Consider the following 18951-nt stretch of genomic DNA (forward strand, 5'->3'; position numbering starts at 1 on the left):
TTCGGCGCCGTGCCGGTCGACTTCGGCGCGCCCTTGGCCCCGGGCGGGGCTTGCCGGGATCGGCGGGCCAACGCGGGTCCAGGTCTCGCCACCGCAGAGGAAGCCCATCACGCAGCCCTTGATTTCGAGCTGGTCGGCGCCAGCCGGCGTGATGGTTGCGCTGTAGAGCTGACCATCCTTCGCGTTGTAGACCTGTCCTTCCCACAGATCGACCCCGGGCTTCTTCTTCATGTCGATCAGGGTCGGCATGCCGAGCGTCGGCCTGTTCTTTTTTGACGCATCCGGATTGTACTCGTCGCGTCCGCCGGGCACCTTTTCCCAGGAAACTGCGCCCCAGACGCTGCCATTGCACTGGGCGACACGGATGTTGGCGACGCCATCGGCGACCCGCCAGTCGCCGGTGGGATCGGCGGCGAACGCCGCAGTAAGGCAGGTGTAACCGCCAGCCAGTATTATACCGGTGTAAAGGGCTAAACGCATGATAGTTCCTTGGCAGTGCAACATGGTCTAAAGCTGTGCTTGCGAAGATGGTCCGAAAAAGGGCAAAAGGCCGCACAGACCGTTTTCAGTAACGGTCCGTTTTCAGTTGACGAGACGGCCCTCAACCGAAGTATGTAGCGGATGCACAGCCTAAATCCAGACATGTCTCAGCTGTTCGCGGACCGTCAGGCCCAGCGCAGCGCCCTGCATAATCGGTATCTGAACGAGCAGTTCGTTCGGGTTCTCAAGACGATTGGCTACGATGTCGGCTTCCAGAAGGGCCAGGGGCAGTACCTCTACGACCGTGACGGTGCGCGCTATCTCGACCTCTTGTCCGGCTTTGGCGTGTTTGCAATCGGGCGCAATCATCCGGTGATGCGCGAGGCGCTCAAGAGCGTGCTCGATGCCGACCTTCCCAATCTCGTCCAGTTCGACGTCTCGACGCTCGCCGGCGTGCTCGCCGAGCGGCTCTTGAAATACGTTCCCTATCTCGACAAGGCGTTCTTCGCCAACTCCGGCGCCGAATGCGTCGAGGCCGCGATCAAGTTCGCCCGCGGTGCCACCGGTCGCCCGGGCATCGTCTATTGCGCCCATGGCTATCACGGCCTGACCTATGGCGCGCTGTCGCTGACGGGTGATTCGAACTTCCGCACCGGCTTCGAGCCGCTGCTGCCGGGCTGCACCTCGATTCCGTTCAACGATCTTGCCGCGCTCGAAAAGGCGCTGGCCTCGCGTGAGGTCGCGGCCTTCGTCGTCGAGCCGATCCAGGGCAAGGGCGTCAACATGCCCACCGACGAGTTCCTGCCCGGCGCGGCCGCGCTCTGCAAGAAATACGGTACGCTCTTCGTCGCCGACGAGATCCAGACCGGCATGGGCCGCACCGGCCGCTTCCTCGCGGTCGAGCACTGGAACGTCGAGCCCGACATGGTGCTGCTGTCGAAGTCGCTGTCCGGCGGCCACGTGCCGGTCGGCGCCGTGCTGACGCGCAAGAGCATCTTCGACAAGATCTTCAACCAGATGGACCGTGCGGTGGTGCACGGCTCCACCTTCTCCAAGAACGATCTCGCGATGGCCGCCGGCATTGCCACGCTGGACGTGATGGAGTCCGAGAAGCTGATCGAGTCCGCCGCCAAGCGCGGCGCCGAGCTGCGCCTGGCGCTGACACGCATGGTGCCCGGCTACGAGCTTATGAAGGAAGTGCGCGGCAAGGGCCTGATGATCGGCATCGAGTTCGGCCCGCCGAAGTCATTGCGCCTGCGGGCCTCCTGGAACGTGCTCGAGACCGCAAACAAGGGCCTGTTCTGCCAGCTCATCACCGTGCCGCTGTTCAAGGATCACAAGATCCTGACCCAGGTCGCGGGTCACGGCAGCCACACCATCAAGCTGTTGCCGCCGCTTACCGTCACCGAGGAAGACTGCAGCTGGATCGAGCGCGCCTTCGACGACGTCATCGCCGGCAGCCACAAGGTCCCCGGCGCGATCTGGTCGCTTGGCAAGACGCTGGTGGACAATGCGGTGAGGCGGTCGGCGTAGGCTGATCGCTCAGGCCGCCTTCGGCTTGTTCACGGTCTCGATGCGATCGAGCGCCTTGCCGAGATCGCGTTTGGCGATCTGGATGTCATAATCGTTCTGAAGATTGAGCCAAAGCTCGGCCGTCGTGCCGAGCGCCTTGGCGAGCCGAAGCGCGGTATCGGCGGTGATCCCTGTCTGCTCACTCGCAATCCGCTCAATACGCGTGCGCGGCAGGCCGCATGTCCTGGCGAGCGCGCCAGCGGACACGCCCAGCGGGATCAAAAATTCTTCCCGCAGAACTTCGCCAGGATGCATGGGCTTGAGTTTCTTTGCCATTGTCGCGCTTTCGTAGTGATAATCCACGATCTCGACCTCGGTGGACCCTTGCGCAGTCCAAATGAAGCGCACTCGAGACTGATCGTTGATCCTGATCGAGTGTTGCCCCTTGCGATCGCCCGCCAAAGCTTCGAGACGGTTGCCGGGCGGCGCCCTTAGGTCGCCAAGTTGGCCTGCGGCGTGCAGATAGCGCAATTTCCGCCGCGCAACCTTCACCAAGTCGGCTGGAAAGCCCTTGGGACTTTCGCCGTTAAAGATCGCCTCAGTTGTTTTGTCCCGAAACGTCCTGATCACTCAAGTAGCGTATCATTCTCTGATACATGCCCGCAAGGGCTTTGTATCAGTGCGTGATACATCAGCGAAGCTAACCCTCCACATTCACCTTCATCGTCGCCTCGAACTTATCCACGAACTCGGCGAGCTCGTCGGCGCCGATATCGCTGACGGCCCAGAAGTTCAGGCCGCGATTGCTCCAGTGGCGGCAGTTGAAGCCCTGCATGGTCTCGGTCTTCGGCGCGCGATATTCCGTGCTCGATGTCTGCGCCACGAACAGGTTGATCACGTGCTGCCGGCGCTTGTAGACGACCGCGCCGATGGCGCGCCCGTCGATATAATCGAGCCGACCGCCGACGAGAGTAAAACCCTGCGCGGTGAGGTCGATCACGGGCGGGGCCACATCGAGCTTGCCGTTGAACCATGGCTTGACGGTATGCTGGTCGGTCGAGACCACGTCGATGAGGTGGCCGGCCTGGAGCGAGCGCAGATGCGCGGAGACGACCTCCGACAGGATGCGCTGCTGGTCGTCCTGACGCAGCACCACAGCCACGACGCCGGAGGCGGCGAGGGCTGATACGGCCGAGCCCATCGCAAAGCCGCGCAGCACGGAGCGGCGGGTCGGCTGGCGCTGCGGTTGCGGCAGTGAGGCCTCGATACGGGCACGCAGGCTCGTCGGTGCGGTGTAGCGCAGGTTGGTGTTGGCGAGCATGCGCTGCATGTCGCGTTGTGCCGCGAACTCCGGCGCGCAGGTCGGGCAGCTTGCGATATGCGCTTCGACCTCGCGCGCGTGGCCGGCATCCAGCTCGCCATCGAGCAGCGCGTGAAGCACGATCTTTGCTTCGTCGCAGGTCATCTCACTTGCTCCTCTTCCGCTGTCCAGGCCGCACGCAGCATGGCTCGGGCGCGGGCGAGGCGGGACATCACGGTGCCGACGGGCGCGCCGACGGTCTCGGCAATTTCACGATAGGACAGGTTGTTGATCTCCCGCAGCACGAATGTTTCCTTGAACGGTTCGGCGAGCGCATCGATCAGCTTGCGGATCGCGCCGGCATCGCGGCTGCGCAGCATTTCGGTTTCGGGGCTCGCCTCGCTCTCCTGCCATATTGGCGTTTGTTCGGCGGCGCCGGGCGTGTCCTCGATCGCGCTGTGCGAATGCGCGCGCCGCGCATATTCGGCGTTGCAGACGTTGCGCAGGATCGCGAACAGCCAGGGCTTCATCGCGGGCCGCGATAGCTGTCAAAATGCTTCAGCGCGCGCAGGTAGCACTCCTGCACCGCATCCTCGGCGTCGGAGGCATCGCGCAGCAGATAGCGCGCGAGCGTGTAAACGTCGTCGAGATAGGGCAGTGCCGCCTCGCGGAAGCGCTGCGCCTTCTGCAAATCGTCGTTGGCGGGCATCGCTCCTCGCTTTGCCTCTTGTTCCGTTCGCGGCTTCGTTTCGTCCCTGTGCGTGACTGAAGGTGCACGAGCCCGGCCGGCGTGGGACCACCGGCCGGGCAAGACGTTGATGCCTTGGTTTGAGACGTTACTCAACCTTGATCATCCCCGTCATGTGCGGGTGCAGCGAACAAAAATACTTGTAGTCGCCCGCATTGGTGAAAGTGAACGAGAATTTGTCGTCGGTGTCCAGGGTCTTGGACCTGAACTTGCCGGCCGACACGATGGCGTGCGGGATGTCGTCCCGGTTGGTCCAGGTCACGGTGGTGCCGACCTTGACCTGGAGCTCGGCCGGCTGGAATACGAAGTTGTCGATATGCACTTCCACGTCGTCGGCGCGGGCAGTTGTTGCGGGCAGCAGGATGGCCGCGGCCAAAGAGAGGCCGAAGGCGACACCGAAGTCGCGGCGGTTGAGTGTTTTCATTGTCAGCTTCCGTTCAGCCTTGAATCGACCTTGGATCAGCCCTGGAGCGGCGTGTCGATGATCGCGAGCCGCTGCTCGTTCTGCTTGAAGTTGATGCTGGCGACGCCAAGCATGGAGCGCAGCTTTGCGTCCTCGACCTTCATCGGACCCGGCGAGGGGGCGGTTCCCGGCGCCGGCTGCGGGAAGGCGGTCGAGCGCGCGGTGTGGAAGGTGACGTTGCCCTCGACCTTCTGCATCACCTGGTGGATGTGGCCGTTGAGCACGGTGACGGAGCCAAAGCCCTTGACGTATTCCAGCGCGCGGCCACCGTCCTCGGTGCCCCAACCCCATTCCGGATAGACGGTCCAGAGCGGGATGTGGGCGAACAGCACGATCGGCGTCGATTTCGACTTGCCGCGGAGATCGTCTTGCAGCCAGGCGAGCTGCTCGGCGCCGAGATTGCCGAGGCCGCCGGCCTTGAGGTCGACGACGTTGACAAGACCGACGAAGTGCACGCCGCCGGCGTCGAAGGAGTACCAGCCAGCGCCCTTGGTGCCGCGGCCATAGCGCTCGCGATAGAGCTTCACCTCCTCGTCGAGGAAGTCATGCTCGCCGGGCACGTAGTGCACGTCGAGCTTGCTCTGCGAGATGATGCGCTCGGCATTGTCGAACTCGGCGACCTTGGACAGATGGGTGATGTCGCCGGTGTGGATCATGAAGGCGGGTTTTGCCGGCAGCGCGTTGATCTTGTTGACCGCTTCCTCGAGCGTGCCGAGCGCGTTGGGATTGGCCGGCTTGTCGAAGCCGACATGGCTGTCACTGATCTGGAGGAAGCTCATGCCGGGCGCGGCCGCGGTCGCGGCCTGCGCGGAATCGATGATGCCGAGCGAGTGCGGCACGCCGCCCGTGATGGTCCAGAGCACGCCGGTGCCGGCCCAGGTCATGCATTCCAGTACCTTGCGGCGGCTGACGCCGTCTTCCCCGTGATCGCGTCCGCTCATCACACGCCTCCTCTCGCCCGGAATTGGGCTTCGGGGAGGTGATTGGGCGAGGGAGGGACTTATTCCCGGACGCGATGACGATTTCGTGAACTGGGTCTTGTGTCCCGGACGCGGTGCAGCGCCTCTTGGCGGTGCGCCGCAGAGCCGGGACCCACGCAACTAAGCTGAGCTTCTACGAACGAGGACGAAGACTGAGCTTCGGCTCGCCCTTTGGGAGCGAAAGCGGACATCGAGTAGGCCCAGCTAAGCACCAGTTGCTCGGTGTGAAGCAACAAACCACACCGAGCGCTGGGGCACGACGAAGGCAGTCATCGCGACTAAGGTGAAGGCGCTTCACGCACAGGGCATAGGCAAGATCAAGATCGCCAAGACGCTCGGCACCAGCACCAGCACCGTGCAGCGAATCCTCGCCTGATCCGACCGCCTCGCCGATCAGGTCACGCAGCGGCCGGGCGGCAGGAGCCTCGCGACTTCCGTGAGCACGCTGACCATGGGCTCGCAGGCGAGTGTCGGCTTACGGCTTTGATTTTGCGTCGGCTTGGTAGCGCGGACCTGCGCAGACGGAAGACGCAGCACGACCGAGGTATCGGCGAGATCGTTCGGGCGCAGGGAGACCGTTTTCATCGGAACTGCAAGCCGCTTGAGGTCGCCGAGGCGATCTGCCTTGCTGGCGCGATTGACGACGTAGCTTGGCTGTTCGGCCTGCCAGCGGTCTACGAGGTCGTGACCTGAAGCGAACTGCACCGCGCCGAGCGTCAATGCGATCGCGACAGCGCCTAAGAGAGCTTTACGAACCTGTGACATTCTGTCCCTCGCCCGATGGCTATTCGTCGCCATCTACGCAGCGCCCTTGACCCGTCGTTTTCCCTAATTGCTGAAGGTTTCACCATGCCTTCGTGAAAGCTGGAAAATGGTTTCATTCCTGTTTCGTCGCATTGAAGGAGGTCCTGGTTCCGGCCGGTACGTCTGCGGGGGGCATCCACAGACGGCAGCGCGCCAAGGGAAGGAGACAGCCCGACGCGCCCGTGCCGCTTCACCATGGGGGGCTCTCGATCTGGCCGAAGGCCTTCGGTTCAGAGCCAACAGCTGACAGTGGGTTGATTGCGAGCTATCTCACGTGATTGCCGAAATCCGCAAGATCGACGGCGCGCTCGAACTCGGGCGGTCTGGGCCCCGGCTCTGCGGCGCATCAACATAGCGCGTTGAAGACGCGCGTGACGCGCTTATGGCGGCTGCGCCGCGTCCGGGGCACAAGAGATTAGCGTACAAACTCGGCGAATTCTCTCACGGCCTCCACCACGCGCTCCGGGACCTCCTGCGCCACACAATGACCGGCGCCCTCGAAGGCCAGCGTGCTGACCCGCGGAATCAGCGACACGGCACGGGACGCCATGTCCTTGTAGATGGCCCCGGACTTTACGGCGGTCGTGACGCGTACCGGGCAGTCGATCTCGGTCAGCCAGTCAAACGGATTGCCGCGGGCATCGCCGGTATAGACCTGCTCCATCGCCTCGTAGATCGGACGCAGGATCGCCGACTCGATCTGGGGCGTGCAGCAGAGCTGAACGCGGCTATTGTCGAGCAGCGTGAAGCCGTGGCGCACATAGGCCCGGAGCGAGGCCTCGGTCCAATCTGCAAACGCCGGCGCAGCGCGGTAGCGCTCGAAGGCCGCGTCAGCGCTGTCGAACTCGGCCCGTCGGCGCAGCGTGCCCTGCACGCGGGAGAGGGATTCTTCGCTCAATCCCGCGGACGGATTGCGGGCCGCGCGCGGGTCCATCACGGTCGGCTCCATCACGAACAGGCGTGTGAAGCGCTCCGGCCGAAGTTTCGCCGCAAGCAGCAGGTCGGTCGCGCCCGCGCTGTGGCCGACGCCGTAGATATCGCGAAGATCGAGCGCATCGACCACCCGGCAAACATCATCGGCGTAGTCCAGGAAGTGATAGGCGCCGGGCTTGTGGCTTGCGCCGTGGCCGCGGCGGTCGAGCGCGTAGACGGTGTAGGTCGAGGCGAGCTCGCGCGCGACCTCGTCCCAGACGTGGGCGACGAAACCGGTGCCGTGCAGGAGGAGGGCAGGCGGTTTCCCGCTCTTGCCCCATTGCAACATGGCGATTTGCGCGTCGGCGGGGCCGATTGAAAAGCGGTGCTGAGTCATCCTGAATTAAGCTGTGATGCGTCGTAGCCCGGATGGAGCGCAGCGAAATCCGGTGGGGTGTGGCAGCTTCCCGGATTGCACTGCGCTCCATCCGGGCTGCGGGGTTCGTTTACTTCGAATCCTCCAGGATCATCGTCGCGCCCTTTTCGGCGATCATCGCGGTCGGCGTGTTGGTATTGCCCGAGGTGATGGTCGGCATGATCGAGGCATCGACGATGCGCAAGCTTCCGAGGCCGAAGAAACGCAGGCGCTCGTCGACCACAGCCATCGGATCATTCGCCGCGCCCATCTTCGCGGTGCCGACGGGATGGAAGATCGTGGTGCCGATGTCGCCGGCGGCCTTGGCAAGCGAGGCATCGTCATCGCCGACGGAAGGGCCGGGCAGGTACTCGCTCGGGTGATATTTGGCGAGCGCTTTCTGCTGCATCAGGCGGCGTGTGGTGCGGATCGCGTCGGCGGCGACCTGGCGGTCGTCATCGGTCGAAAGATAGTTCGGTGCGATGATTGGCTTTTCGTCCGGGCTCGCCGCGCGCAGGCGCACGGTGCCGCGCGAGGTCGGCTGGAGATTGCAGGCGCTGACGGTGATGGCGGGGAAGCGGTGCAGGGGATCGCCGAACTTGTCGAGCGACAGCGGCTGCACATGGAACTGGATGTTGGCGCGGGCGCGCGTCGCATCGGAGCGTGTGAAGATGCCGAGCTGCGACGGCGCCATGGTCAGAGGACCGCGGCGGCGAAAGGCGTAGTCGAGCCCCATCAGGCCGCGTCGGAACAGGTTGTAGTAGGTTTCGTTCAGCGTGCGCACATCCTCGACCTTGTAGATCGCGCGCTGCTGAAGGTGATCCTGCAGATTGCGACCGACGCCGGGCTTGTCCATGACGATGTCGATGCCGAGCGGCGACAGCCAGTCGGAGGGCCCGATGCCGGAGCGGTGCAGCACCTGCACCGAGCCGATGGAGCCTGCCGAGAGGATCACCTCGCGTTTCGCACGCGCCTCGATGATCTCGCCGTTCTGGATGTAGCGCACGCCGACGGCGCGGCCCTGCTCGATGATGAGGCGCTCGACCAGCACGTGCTTCTCGAGCCGCAGATTGGGGCGCTTCAGCGCGGGCTTGAGGAAGCCGCGCGCCGACGACCAGCGCCGGCCGCGTTTCTGGTTGACGTGAAAATAGCTCGTGCCTTCGTTGTCGCCGGTGTTGAAATCCGGGATGCGCTTGATGCCCATCTCCTCGGCGGCATCGCCGACGGCGTCGAGAACGTCCCACGACAGCCGCGGCGCCTCGATGCGCCAGCCACCGCCGGTACCGTGATGCTCGCTCGCGCCGAGGAAGTGATCCTCCAGCCGCTTGAACATCGGCAGCACGTCGTCATAGCCCCAGCCGGTCATGCCGAGCTGGCGCCAGTGGTCGTAATCGGCGGCCTGTCCACGCATCGAGATCATGGCGTTGATCGCCGAGCAGCCGCCGATCACCTTGCCGCGGGGATAGGCGAGCGCGCGGCCGTTCAGGCCCGGCTCGGCCTCGGTCTTGAACATCCAGTCCGAGCGCGGATTTCCGATCGCGAAGAGATAGCCGACAGGGATGTGGAACCAGATCCAGTTGTCGTCGCCGCCGGCTTCGAGGATGAGGACGCGGTTGCGAGGATCGGCCGACAGCCGGTTGGCGACGATGCAGCCTGCCGTGCCGGCTCCGACGACAATGTAGTCAAACTCACCTTCGAGCCGTCTTGGCATTCTGCTTCCACCCGGTCACTTAACGTTCCGTCCTAATAGGCAGACGAGCGGGCCGGGACAAGCCCGGCCATGCCGGGCAGGCAGGGCTAGACCCCGCTCCGGGGCAGTTGGGTGGACTGGTGGTTGCATGGTAGACAGGCCTGCATTTTCAACAAAGCTTGAGTCCCTCCATGCCCATCGTGAACCGCGTCGCCGACCTTCAACCCGATATCCAGACCTGGCGGCGCGACATCCACCAGCATCCCGAGTTGCTGTATGACGTCCACCGCACTGCAGCATTCGTCGCGGACCGCCTGCGCGAGTTCGGCTGCGACCAGGTCGTGACCGGCATCGGCCAGACTGGCGTGGTCGGCGTGATCAAGGGCAACAAGCCGGCCGGCGAGGGGCTCAAGGTGATCGGCCTGCGTGCCGACATGGACGCGCTTCCGGTCGAGGAACAGACCAACCTGCCGTACGCGTCCAAGACCCCGGGCAAAATGCACGCCTGCGGCCATGACGGCCACACCGCGATGCTGCTCGGCGCTGCCCGCTACCTCGCCGAGACCCGCAACTTCGCGGGTGACGCGGTGGTCATCTTCCAGCCGGCCGAGGAGGGCGGTGCCGGCGGCGCGGCCATGGTCAAGGACGGGCTGATGGAGCGCTTCGGCATCGAGCAGGTCTACGGCATGCATAACGGCCCGGGCATTCCGATCGGCTCGTTCGCGATCCGGCCGGGTCCGATCATGGCAGCGACCGACGAGGTCGACATCATGATCGAGGGTCTCGGCGGCCATGCCGCGCGTCCGCACAAATGCGTCGACTCCGTGCTCGTCGGCGCGCAGGTGATCACGGCGCTGCAGTCGATCGTCGCGCGCAGCGTCGATCCGCTGGATTCCGCCGTGATCTCGATCTGCGAGTTCCACGCCGGCAACGCCCGCAACGTCATTCCGCAGACTGCGACGCTGAGGGGCACCATCCGCACGCTGTCGCCGGAGGTGCGCAAGCTCGTCGAGAAGCGCGTGCACGAAGTGGTGGCGGGCGTGGCGCAGATCACCGGCGCCAAGATCGATCTGCACTACAAGCGCAATTATCCTGTCGTGAACAACCACGCCGCGGAAACCGAGGTGGCGCGACGGATCGCAAAGCAAGTTGCGGGCGATGCCAACGTGCACGAGATGCCGCCGCTGATGGGCGGCGAGGATTTCGCCTACATGCTGGAAGCGCGTCCCGGCGCCTTCATCTTCTGCGGCAACGGCGACAGCGCCGGCCTGCATCACCCCGCCTACAATTTCAACGACGAGGCGATCGTCTACGGCACGTCCTACTGGGTCAAGCTGGTCGAGGAGTCGCTCGCAGCATCGTAAGGCTTGGATGAGAAGCCGCAACGGAAAAGGGCCCGTGCATCGCACGGGCCCTTTGTCGTCGAGTTCTGTGTTCGCTCAGAACAGGTGCGAGAACAAATAGTACAGCGTGCCCGAGATGATCATCGCGGCCGGCAGGGTCAATACCCAGGCCATGGCGATGTTGCGGATCGTCGCCCATTGCAGGCCCGAGCCGTTGGCGGCCATGGTGCCGGCGATGCCCGATGACAGCACGTGGGTCGTCGAGACCGGCAAACCGTAGACGTCGGCGGCGGCGATGGTGGCGGCCGCCGTGATCTCGGCGCAGGCCCCCTGCGCGTAGGTGAGGTGGGTCTTGCCGATCTTCTCGCCGACCGTGACGACGATACGCTTCCAGCCGACCATGGTGCCGAGGCCGAGCGCGATGGCGACAGCGATCTTCACCCAGCCGGGGATGAACTTCGTGGCGCTGTCGAGCGAGCCCTTGTAGGCCGTGAGCACGGCGACGTCGTCGGCGCTGAGTTCGGCTTCCTTGTCCTTCATCAGGAAGCGGAGCGCTTCCGAGACGAGGTACATGTCGTTGCGGGTGTTGCCGACGGCTTCGGCCGGCACCTTGGCGAGCGAGCCGTAGGTGGAGACCTGCTTTGCGATATCGCGCACCAGCGCTGCGAGCGACGGGAAGGTGCCAGCGTTGACCTCGCGCTGCGCGACAAAGTTGGTGACGGCCGGCCGCGGGTTGCCGATCACGTTGTAGCCGGCCGCTTTGCTCTCGATGATCTTGCTCGCGGCCTCCGAGTTCGTGATGAACGCTGCGATCTGGTTCTCCGGCAGCGCGCGGTTGAGCGCGTAGGCGGTCGGCACCACACCAATCAGGATCAGCATGATCAGGCCCATGCCCTTCTGACCGTCGTTGGAGCCGTGGAAGAAGCTCACCAGCGTGCAGGTGAGGATCAGGATGCCGCGGATCCACCACGGCGGCGGCTGGTCGCCCTTCGGCTCGCCGAACAAAGCGGGCGTGGCGCGCAGCAGCACGGTGCGCAGGATCAAGAGCAGGCCGGCGGCGAGCGCGAAGCCGAACAGTGGTGACAGCAGCAGGGCCTTACCGATGTTGGTGGCCTGGCTCCAGTCGACACCCGAGGTGCCGCTGCGGCCGTGCAGGACCGCGTTCATGATGCCGACGCCCATGATCGAACCGATCAGGGTGTGCGAGCTCGAGGCCGGCAGGCCGAAATACCAGGTGCCGACGTTCCAGATGATGGCGGCGATCAACAGCGCGAACACCATCGCGAAGCCGGCGCTGGAGCCGACCTGAAGGATCAGCTCGACCGGCAGCAGCGACACGATGCCGAAGGCGACCGCGCCCGAGGAGAGCAGCACGCCGAACAGGTTGAACATGCCGGACCACACCACGGCGACGTGGGCGGGCAGCGAGCGGGTGTAGATCACGGTCGCGACCGCATTGGCGGTGTCGTGGAAGCCGTTCACGAACTCGAAGCCGAGCGCGATCAGAAGCGCGACGAAGAGCAGGAGGAAGGGGGCGATGGTCTTGACCTGCGTGCCGGTCGCATCGACGTCGACCCAGATGCTGTAGGCTACGAAAAGCAGCGCAGCGGCGATGACCCCCATATAGATCACGCCGGTGAGCGGATGGAATCCGCGGTCGAGGTCGGGTCCCCCTTTACGTAAGGCTGGCTCGATGGAGCCGGGCAAAGCAACATCACTCATTGGAAATTCTCCTGTCGCAAGGCCTCCAATTTTGCGCGCGGCATGTGACAGCCGGTTGAAATGGTTGACGAATGGTTGAGACGGGAGGACTTCTCCACCGCATGGCACCGAGCAGCGATGTGTATGTCAGGCGGCGCGCGCGGCTTTCTTCTGCATGCCGGCGGCGATCTTCAGGTCTTCGACAAAGCGCTGATATTCCAGCACCTTGGTTTCCGGATCAGGCAGCCGCAGCAGATAGGACGGGTGCACCGTCACCAGAGCCTTGAGTCCGTCGGGAAGGTCGATGAGCCGGCCGCGGGTCTTGCCGATCGGAGTGATCTTGCCGAACACGCTTTGCGCGGCGGTGGCGCCCATCGCCACGATGAGGTCGGGCTGGATTGCCGAAACTTCCCGCTCATACCTTGCCGGCATGCCCTGATCTCCGGCGTTGCCGGCTTCTGATGCAGGCGGATCTTTCCGCGCGGCACGAATTTGAAATGTTTGACCGCGTTGGTGACATAGACTTTCTTGCGGTCGACGCCTGCTTCCTCCAGCGCGCGGTTGAGCATCTGGCCGGCCGGGCCGACGAAGGGATGGCCGGCAAGGTCTTCCTTGTCGCCGGGCTGCTCGCCGACCAGCATGATGGTGGCGTCTTTCGGGCCCTCACCGAACACGGTTTGCGTCGCGTCCTTGTAGAGCGGACACGCGCGGCAATGCGCGGCCTCCTCGCGAAGCGCTTCGAGATCGTCGGCGGCGGGTTTGCGTTGCATGGGCGGCCCCGGAGACGGGTTGATCCTTCCGCCGATCCAGCGTTCGGCATCAGAGAGCAGAGGTTCAAGTATTGAGGCTTCCGACAGGTTCCTCCGGCGCTTCTTCGGCACTTCCGGTGCGATCGGTTGGTCCGATCGGAAGTGACGGCGCCAGGTTTCCTCCAACCGGTTTGGGGCGGGCATCTCCGTCTGGCTGATCCCCGGCGTGAACGAGATCGCGTGGCCGTCCCAATGGGCGCAAACGTCGGGCGTGAGGATCGACCAGGGCATGTCGGCGTAGCGGCGCGAGAAGAAGGGGGCGGCGAATTCGACGATGTGATGCTCCGGCACAAACCAGGCGGCGTAATGCGCCTTGTGCTCGCGTCCGATCTCGCGGAAACGGATGACGTCGCGCATCCGCTGCACGTCGCGATGCACGCTGCCGGCCATTGCCGTCGCCAGCGCGACGTCTGGATCGGTCCTGATATCGAGCAGATCGTGATCGCTCCGCAACCGCAACAAGAGGCGATAGAGCAGCGCAAAGCGCTCACTGTCGCGATAAAGGATCGCGATGCGTGCGAGCTCGATGAAATTGGCGGGCACGTTGAAGGTGCTGTCGGTCTCGATCGGGGGAAGGCCTGGCGCTTCGCACAGGCCGGGCGGCACGTCGTCTTTCGCCTGGCCCTGCACACTCCACGTCACGTCGGCCGGCGCGACGTGATGCAGTGCGAGGGCACGTGCGGTTTTGCGCCAGCCGTCGAAATCGGTCTCGCTATCGAGCGTGATGAGGTACATGACACCTGAATCCCTTTGATTCCGCTCATGAATCTGGAAGTGCGCCAATTCGATTGACTCCTAGGGCGCTGTTAGCTTTATATTAGAACATATCATGAACAAATGAGCCAGCCGTTGGTTCTCTTTTGAGAGCCACCGGCAATCACCTCTGAAGGAGCGGCGTATATGAGCGGCGCACGGACAAGCGCGCTTGCGACCTTGCGCGGCCAGATCGAGCGCATCGAGACGGCGGAGGTCGTGCACCATCGCGATCGCGTCGCGCTCGGCCACAGCGAGGCCGACGGGGCGCTGAAGGGCGGGCTCGCGCGCGCGGCGATCCACGAGGTGTTTTGCGAGGGCCGGCAGGGGACGGCGGCGACGGGCTTCGTCATGGGGCTCGCGGGACGCGTCTCGGCGCGCCGGCCGCTGCTGTGGGTGCGGCAGGATTTTTCGGAAATTGAAACGGGCGCGCTGTCGATGAGCGGGCTCGCCGAGCTCGGTCTCGATCCGCGCCGCGTGGTGATGGTGCGCGCGGCCGATGTGGAGAGCGCGCTGCGCACCTCGGCCGATGCGCTGGCCTGCGATGCGCTGGGTGCCGTCGTGCTCGAGCTCTGGGGCGAGACGCGGCAGTTCGATCTCGTGGCGAGCCGCAAGCTGACGCTGGCCGCGCAATCTTCCGGCGTCACCGGCCTGATGCTGCGGATGGCCGCGCAACCTTTGCCGTCGACCGCGGAGACCAGATGGATGCTGCGCGCGGCCCATTCGCCGCCGGGGGAGGCATGGACTGCCTGGGGCGCGCCGCGCTTCGATGCCGAACTCTTGCGCAATCGTCATGGCCCATGCGGCCGGTGGATCATGGAATGGAAATGTGATGAGTGCCAATTCTCTGAGCCGTCGACGTATCCTCAGCCTGTGGCTGCCGCGCCTGCCCATCGACCGGATCCAGCGGTTCTTCAACGGCGCGCTGGGTAAGAGCAATACGCCCAGCATTGTTGTCATCAAGGACAACAACGCGCTGGTGATCCATGCGCTGGATGAGGCCGCCGAGCGCCTCGGCCTGCATATCGGCCAGCCGCTGGCGAATGCGCGGGCGATGTGCCCGGACCTGAAGGTGTTCGACGCCGATGTCGTGGCCGATGCGAAAACGCTCAGCGACATCGCCGATTGGTGCGATCGCTTCACGCCGCTGGTGGCGCTCGACCCGCCGCACGGACTGTTCCTGGATATCACCGGCTGCGCGCATCTGTTCGGTGGGGAAGCCGCGTTGTTGCAGACCCTCGTCCGCGCCCTCGCTCGCCAGGGCTTTGCCGTTAGCGCGGCGATCGCCGGCACCTCGGTCTGCGCGCGCACGCTGACGCGGCAGGCTTCAGGCAGCATCGTCGCCGATGGCGGGGAGGCGGAGGCGATCCGCCGATTTCCGTTGTCTGCGCTCGGTGCGAGCGAGGCCATCACCACCGGCCTGCGCCGCGCCGGCCTGAAGACGATCGGTGATGTCGCATCGCGCGAGCCGCACGAGATCACGGCGCGGTTCGGCGCCCGGTTCTCCATGCTGCTCGCGCATGCGTTGGGGCAGGGCGATGCGCCGATCAGCCCGCGCAAGCCGTTGCCCGACTACATCGTGGAGAAGCGCTTTGCGGAACCGATTGCGACCGACACCATGATCGCAATGACGCTGTCGCGGCTTGCCGACACGTTGATCGCGTCCATGGAGAAGCAGGGCAAAGGCGCGCGACGCCTGGAAGCCGCCTTCTTCCGGACCGACGGCGTGGTGCGCGCGATCATGGTCGAGACCGGGCGGCCGGTGACGCGAAGCGTCGTCGTCGACCGGCTGTTCCGCGAGCGCCTCGATGCGCTTGCCGATCCCCTCGATCCCGGTTTCGGCTTCGACATGGTGCGCCTGTCGGCGAGCCGCACCGAGATCGTGGTGCAGGAGCAGCGCGATCTCGACGCTCATGTCCACGACAATGACGAGCTCTCCGCGCTGATCGACCGCATCGCCGCGCGCATCGGCGGCAAGCGGGTCGACGTGCACCTGCCGCAGGACACCCATATCCCCGAGCGCGCGGTGCTGGCCGCGCCGGCGCAGCATCATCTCGCCGCCGCCATGCAAGCCGAATGGCCGGCGCGCGTCGAGAGCGAGCCGCCGCTGCGCCCGTTGCGGCTGTTCGACAAGCCGGAGCCGATCAAGGTGCCGTTCGCGACCGTGCCCGATGGTCCGCCGCATCAATTCACCTGGCGCCGCGCGCTGCATGCGGTGGTGCGGGTGGAGGGGCCTGAGCGCATCGCGATGGAATGGTGGCGGCAGGACGGCAGGCAGCTGACACGGGATTATTTCCGGATCGAGGATGCCGAGGGCCTGCGCTTCTGGATTTTCCGCGACGGTCTTTACGAGGGGGAGGCGTTCGACGGCGACGGCAAGCCGGTTTCTCCCAACTGGTATGTACACGGTCTCTTCGCATGAACACGCCCGCTTATGCCGAAATCGGCATCACCACCAATTTCTCCTTCCTGCGTGGCGGTTCGGATCCGCGCGCCTATGTGCATCAGGCCAGCATCCTCGGCATCCCCGCGATCGGCATTGCCGATCACAACACGCTCGCCGGCGTGGTGCGCGCCTACAAGGAACTCGACAATGCCGAGGTGCTGCACAAGCCGAAACTGCTGATCGGTGCGCGTATCGTCTTCATCGACGGCACGCCCGATATCCTTGTCTATCCGCGCGACCGCGCCGCCTATGGCCGACTGTGCCAGCTCCTCACCAGGGGCAAACGCGGCGACGACATCACGCGGATCGAGAAGGGCGAATGCCGTCTCACTTTTTCTGACCTCCTGGAGTTCTCGGAAGGCCAGCTCCTGGTCCTGACGCTGCCGCATCGCTTCGAGCCCGAGCAGGTGCTGGATGTTCTTTCAAAGCTCAGGGCAAGCCGAGCCGAGGACGTCTGGCTGGCGGCGAGCCTGATCTATCGCGGCGACGACCGGCGCCGCCTGGCACGGCTCGACGAGCTCGCAGCAAAGGCAAAAGTGCCGCTGCTCGCAACCAACGAGGTGCTTTATCACCATCCCGCGCGCCGTCCTCTTCAGGACGTGCTGACCTGCATCCGGGAAAAGACCACGATAGAGGCAGTTGGACGGAAGCTTGAGGCCAATGCCGAGCGGTTCCTGAAGACTCCACGCGAAATGTCGCGGCTGTTTCGCGATTTTCCCGAGGCGATTGCGGAGACCATGCGCTTTGCGGACAAGATCGATTTCTCGCTCGACCAGCTCAAATACCAGTATCCGGACGAGCCGGTGCCGCCGGGCAAGACTGCGCAAGGGCATCTGGAGGATCTGACCTGGGCGGGGGTGGACAAGTATTTCGGCGGCAAGATCGATGACAAGCTGCGCGCCACGCTCAACAAGGAGCTCGCGCTGATCGCCGAGCTGAACTACGCGCACTATTTCCTCACCGTGCATGACATCGTTCACTACGCGCGCAGCCAGAACATCCTGTGCCAGGGGCGGGGATCGGCGGCGAACTCGGCCGTTTGCTACGTGCTCGGCATCACCTCGGTCGACCCGACCAAGGTCGATCTGTTGTTCGAGCGCTTCATTTCCAAGGAACGGTTGGAGCCGCCTGATATCGACGTCGACTTCGAGCATTCGCGCCGCGAGGAGGTGATGCAATATGTCTATCGCCGCTACGGCCGCCACCGCGCCGCGATCATCGCCACCGTCATCCACTATCGTCCGCGCAGCGCCATCCGCGACGTCGGCAAGGCACTGGGCCTGACCGAGGACGTCACCGCCGCGCTCGCCGACACCGTCTGGGGAAGCTGGGGCAAGGGCCTCAACGACATGCAGGTCAGGCAGGCCGGGCTCGATCCGCAAAATCCCATGATCAACCTTGCGGTCGAGCTTGCGACCGAGCTGATCGAGTTCCCGCGCCATCTTTCCCAGCATGTCGGTGGTTATGTGCTGACCCAGGACCGGCTCGACACCTATGTGCCGATCGGCAATGCCGCGATGGACGACCGCACCTTCATCGAATGGGACAAGGACGACGTCGACGCGCTCAACATGATGAAGGTCGACGTGCTCGCGCTGGGCATGCTGACCTGCATCCGCAAATGTTTTGATTTGATCGACGCGCACAAGGGCGAGCGCTGGGTTCTAGCGAGCGTCCCGCAGGACGATCCCAGGGTCTACGACATGCTGTGTCGCGGTGAATCCCTCGGCGTGTTCCAGGTCGAGAGCCGCGCGCAGATGAACATGCTGCCGCGCCTGAAGCCGCGGACCTTCTACGATCTCGTCATCGAGGTCGCGATCGTGCGTCCGGGGCCGATCCAGGGCGACATGGTGCATCCTTACTTACGCCGACGGAACGGTCAGGAGGAGGTTCGTTATCCCTCGCCATCGCCCGAGTATGGTCCCGCGGACGAGCTCTACAAGGTGCTGCACAAGACCAAGGGCGTGCCTCTGTTCCAGGAACAGGCGATGCGCATCGCAATTGAGGCGGCAAAATTCACCTCTGAAGAAGCCAACGGCCTGCGCCGCTCGATGGCGACTTTTCGCAATGTTGGCACTATCGGCAAATACGAGGACAAGCTGATCGGCAACATGATCGCGCGCGGTTACGATCCCGAATTTGCCAGAAGCTGTTTTGACCAGATCAAGGGGTTTGGCTCCTACGGTTTCCCGGAGAGCCATGCCGCGAGCTTCGCGCAGCTCGTCTATATCTCCTCATGGCTGAAGCATTATCACCCCGATGCGTTCTGTGGCGGCCTGCTGAACTCGCAGCCGATGGGCTTTTACGCGCCGGCGCAGATCGTCGGCGATGCTCGCAAGAACGGCGTCGAGGTGCGCGACATCGACGTGTCCTATAGTTTCGCGCAGAACACGCTGGAGGAGGGGAAAGGAAAATATTGCGCGGTGCGCCTGGGCTTCCGCCAGATCGATGGCTTTCACTGGCTGGACGAGGATGAGGAGAAGCTCAAAACCGTCCAGTCGTCATTCCGGGGCGCGCCGAAAGGCGCGAGCCCGGAATCCATACTCCCGATCGGGGTTATGGATTCCGGGCTCGACGCTGGCGCGCCGCCCCGGA

General features: G+C 64.4%; 15 protein-coding genes and 3 pseudogenes. 6 read left to right on the forward strand and 12 right to left on the reverse strand.

Annotated elements, in window-relative coordinates; all coding sequences use genetic code 11:
• A partial coding sequence (locus tag AC629_RS41320) for a DUF2147 domain-containing protein (RefSeq protein WP_502693105.1) occupies positions 1-480 on the reverse strand: 480 nt, incomplete at its 3' end.
• A 141-nt stretch (positions 481-621) separates the two neighbouring features.
• Between AC629_RS41320 and hpnO the strand changes: the two genes are divergently transcribed.
• Entirely contained in the window at positions 622-2013 is a 1392-nt protein-coding gene (gene hpnO, locus AC629_RS41325) for an aminobacteriohopanetriol synthase HpnO (RefSeq protein WP_084810403.1), read from the forward strand.
• A gap of 9 nt (positions 2014-2022) precedes the next feature.
• Here hpnO and AC629_RS49505 read toward each other — a convergent pair whose 3' ends face one another.
• The 6 genes and pseudogenes from AC629_RS49505 to AC629_RS41350 form a co-directional block, all read right to left on the reverse strand.
• Positions 2023-2328, reverse strand: coding sequence for a HigA family addiction module antitoxin (locus tag AC629_RS49505; RefSeq protein WP_245332169.1), 306 nt, complete (start codon positions 2326-2328; stop codon positions 2023-2025).
• Positions 2329-2355: 27 nt separating this feature from the next.
• Positions 2356-2622 (reverse strand): annotated as a pseudogene (locus tag AC629_RS49510) (type II toxin-antitoxin system RelE/ParE family toxin); the annotation flags it as partial.
• Between the two features lie 70 nt (positions 2623-2692).
• A complete protein-coding gene (locus tag AC629_RS41335) occupies positions 2693-3457 on the reverse strand; it encodes an anti-sigma factor family protein (protein ID WP_084810405.1) in 765 nt (254 codons plus the stop codon).
• Positions 3454-4001 (reverse strand): annotated as a pseudogene (locus AC629_RS41340) (sigma-70 family RNA polymerase sigma factor). The gene AC629_RS41335 and the pseudogene AC629_RS41340 overlap by 4 nt, the downstream one beginning before the upstream one ends.
• Before the next feature lie 127 nt (positions 4002-4128).
• A complete protein-coding gene (locus AC629_RS41345; protein WP_084810406.1) occupies positions 4129-4464 on the reverse strand; it encodes a cupredoxin domain-containing protein in 336 nt (111 codons plus the stop codon).
• Positions 4465-4499: 35 nt separating this feature from the next.
• Entirely contained in the window at positions 4500-5444 is a 945-nt protein-coding gene (locus tag AC629_RS41350; RefSeq protein WP_084810407.1) for a metallophosphoesterase family protein, read from the reverse strand.
• A gap of 322 nt (positions 5445-5766) precedes the next feature.
• On the opposite strand from AC629_RS41350, the gene AC629_RS46200 reads away from it, so the two are divergent.
• Positions 5767-5859, forward strand: coding sequence for a helix-turn-helix domain-containing protein (locus AC629_RS46200; protein WP_168195719.1), 93 nt, complete (start codon positions 5767-5769; stop codon positions 5857-5859).
• A 17-nt stretch (positions 5860-5876) separates the two neighbouring features.
• On the opposite strand, the gene AC629_RS41355 is transcribed toward AC629_RS46200, so the two are convergent.
• From AC629_RS41355 to AC629_RS41365, 3 genes are all read right to left on the reverse strand, one after another.
• Positions 5877-6248 (reverse strand): hypothetical protein, encoded by a 372-nt coding sequence (locus AC629_RS41355; RefSeq protein WP_084810408.1) that lies wholly within the window; start codon positions 6246-6248, stop codon positions 5877-5879.
• 454 nt (positions 6249-6702) lie between these two features.
• Positions 6703-7596, reverse strand: a complete 894-nt coding sequence (locus AC629_RS41360; protein ID WP_084810409.1) for an alpha/beta fold hydrolase — start codon at positions 7594-7596, stop codon at positions 6703-6705.
• Positions 7597-7705: 109 nt separating this feature from the next.
• Complete coding sequence (locus AC629_RS41365; RefSeq protein ID WP_084810410.1) at positions 7706-9325, reverse strand: GMC family oxidoreductase; 1620 nt, start codon at positions 9323-9325, stop codon at positions 7706-7708.
• Positions 9326-9495: 170 nt separating this feature from the next.
• Here AC629_RS41365 and AC629_RS41370 point away from each other — a divergent pair, with 170 nt between their 5' ends.
• Positions 9496-10668, forward strand: coding sequence for a M20 aminoacylase family protein (locus AC629_RS41370; RefSeq protein ID WP_084810411.1), 1173 nt, complete (start codon positions 9496-9498; stop codon positions 10666-10668).
• 75 nt (positions 10669-10743) lie between these two features.
• Here AC629_RS41370 and AC629_RS41375 read toward each other — a convergent pair whose 3' ends face one another.
• Together AC629_RS41375 and AC629_RS41380 are read right to left on the reverse strand one after the other, a co-directional pair.
• A complete protein-coding gene (locus AC629_RS41375; protein ID WP_084810412.1) occupies positions 10744-12369 on the reverse strand; it encodes an inorganic phosphate transporter in 1626 nt (541 codons plus the stop codon).
• A 126-nt stretch (positions 12370-12495) separates the two neighbouring features.
• Positions 12496-13892, reverse strand: a pseudogene (locus AC629_RS41380) (UdgX family uracil-DNA binding protein).
• A 165-nt stretch (positions 13893-14057) separates the two neighbouring features.
• Between AC629_RS41380 and AC629_RS41385 the strand changes: the two are divergent.
• The 3 genes from AC629_RS41385 to AC629_RS41395 all read left to right on the forward strand — a co-directional run.
• Positions 14058-14843, forward strand: coding sequence for an ImuA family protein (locus AC629_RS41385; protein ID WP_084810413.1), 786 nt, complete (start codon positions 14058-14060; stop codon positions 14841-14843).
• The gene (locus AC629_RS41390; RefSeq protein WP_084810414.1) at positions 14743-16332 is read left to right on the forward strand and encodes a Y-family DNA polymerase; all 1590 of its coding nucleotides are present in this window, start codon (positions 14743-14745) and stop codon (positions 16330-16332) included. Before AC629_RS41385 ends, AC629_RS41390 begins: the two co-directional genes overlap by 101 nt.
• Positions 16329-18951 (forward strand): error-prone DNA polymerase (locus AC629_RS41395; RefSeq protein WP_084810415.1); only part of this gene is annotated, 2623 nt, incomplete at its 3' end. The genes AC629_RS41390 and AC629_RS41395, both read left to right, overlap by 4 nt.

This window comes from Bradyrhizobium sp. NAS80.1 (genome assembly GCF_001908205.1).
Classification (GTDB): domain Bacteria; phylum Pseudomonadota; class Alphaproteobacteria; order Rhizobiales; family Xanthobacteraceae; genus Bradyrhizobium.

What these genes read in the sequence shown, in the direction of transcription:
- hpnO (WP_084810403.1), top strand. Translation starts at nt 622, where the DNA reads ATGCACAGCCTAAATCCAGACATGTCTCAGCTGTTCGCGGACCGTCAG.
- AC629_RS49505 (WP_245332169.1), bottom strand. Translation starts at nt 2,328, where the DNA reads ATGGCAAAGAAACTCAAGCCCATGCATCCTGGCGAAGTTCTGCGGGAA.
- AC629_RS41335 (WP_084810405.1), bottom strand. Translation starts at nt 3,457, where the DNA reads ATGACCTGCGACGAAGCAAAGATCGTGCTTCACGCGCTGCTCGATGGC.
- AC629_RS41345 (WP_084810406.1), bottom strand. Translation starts at nt 4,464, where the DNA reads ATGAAAACACTCAACCGCCGCGACTTCGGTGTCGCCTTCGGCCTCTCT.
- AC629_RS41350 (WP_084810407.1), bottom strand. Translation starts at nt 5,444, where the DNA reads ATGAGCGGACGCGATCACGGGGAAGACGGCGTCAGCCGCCGCAAGGTA.
- AC629_RS41355 (WP_084810408.1), bottom strand. Translation starts at nt 6,248, where the DNA reads ATGTCACAGGTTCGTAAAGCTCTCTTAGGCGCTGTCGCGATCGCATTG.
- AC629_RS41360 (WP_084810409.1), bottom strand. Translation starts at nt 7,596, where the DNA reads ATGACTCAGCACCGCTTTTCAATCGGCCCCGCCGACGCGCAAATCGCC.
- AC629_RS41365 (WP_084810410.1), bottom strand. Translation starts at nt 9,325, where the DNA reads ATGCCAAGACGGCTCGAAGGTGAGTTTGACTACATTGTCGTCGGAGCC.
- AC629_RS41370 (WP_084810411.1), top strand. Translation starts at nt 9,496, where the DNA reads ATGCCCATCGTGAACCGCGTCGCCGACCTTCAACCCGATATCCAGACC.
- AC629_RS41375 (WP_084810412.1), bottom strand. Translation starts at nt 12,369, where the DNA reads ATGAGTGATGTTGCTTTGCCCGGCTCCATCGAGCCAGCCTTACGTAAA.
- AC629_RS41385 (WP_084810413.1), top strand. Translation starts at nt 14,058, where the DNA reads ATGAGCGGCGCACGGACAAGCGCGCTTGCGACCTTGCGCGGCCAGATC.
- AC629_RS41390 (WP_084810414.1), top strand. Translation starts at nt 14,743, where the DNA reads ATGAGTGCCAATTCTCTGAGCCGTCGACGTATCCTCAGCCTGTGGCTG.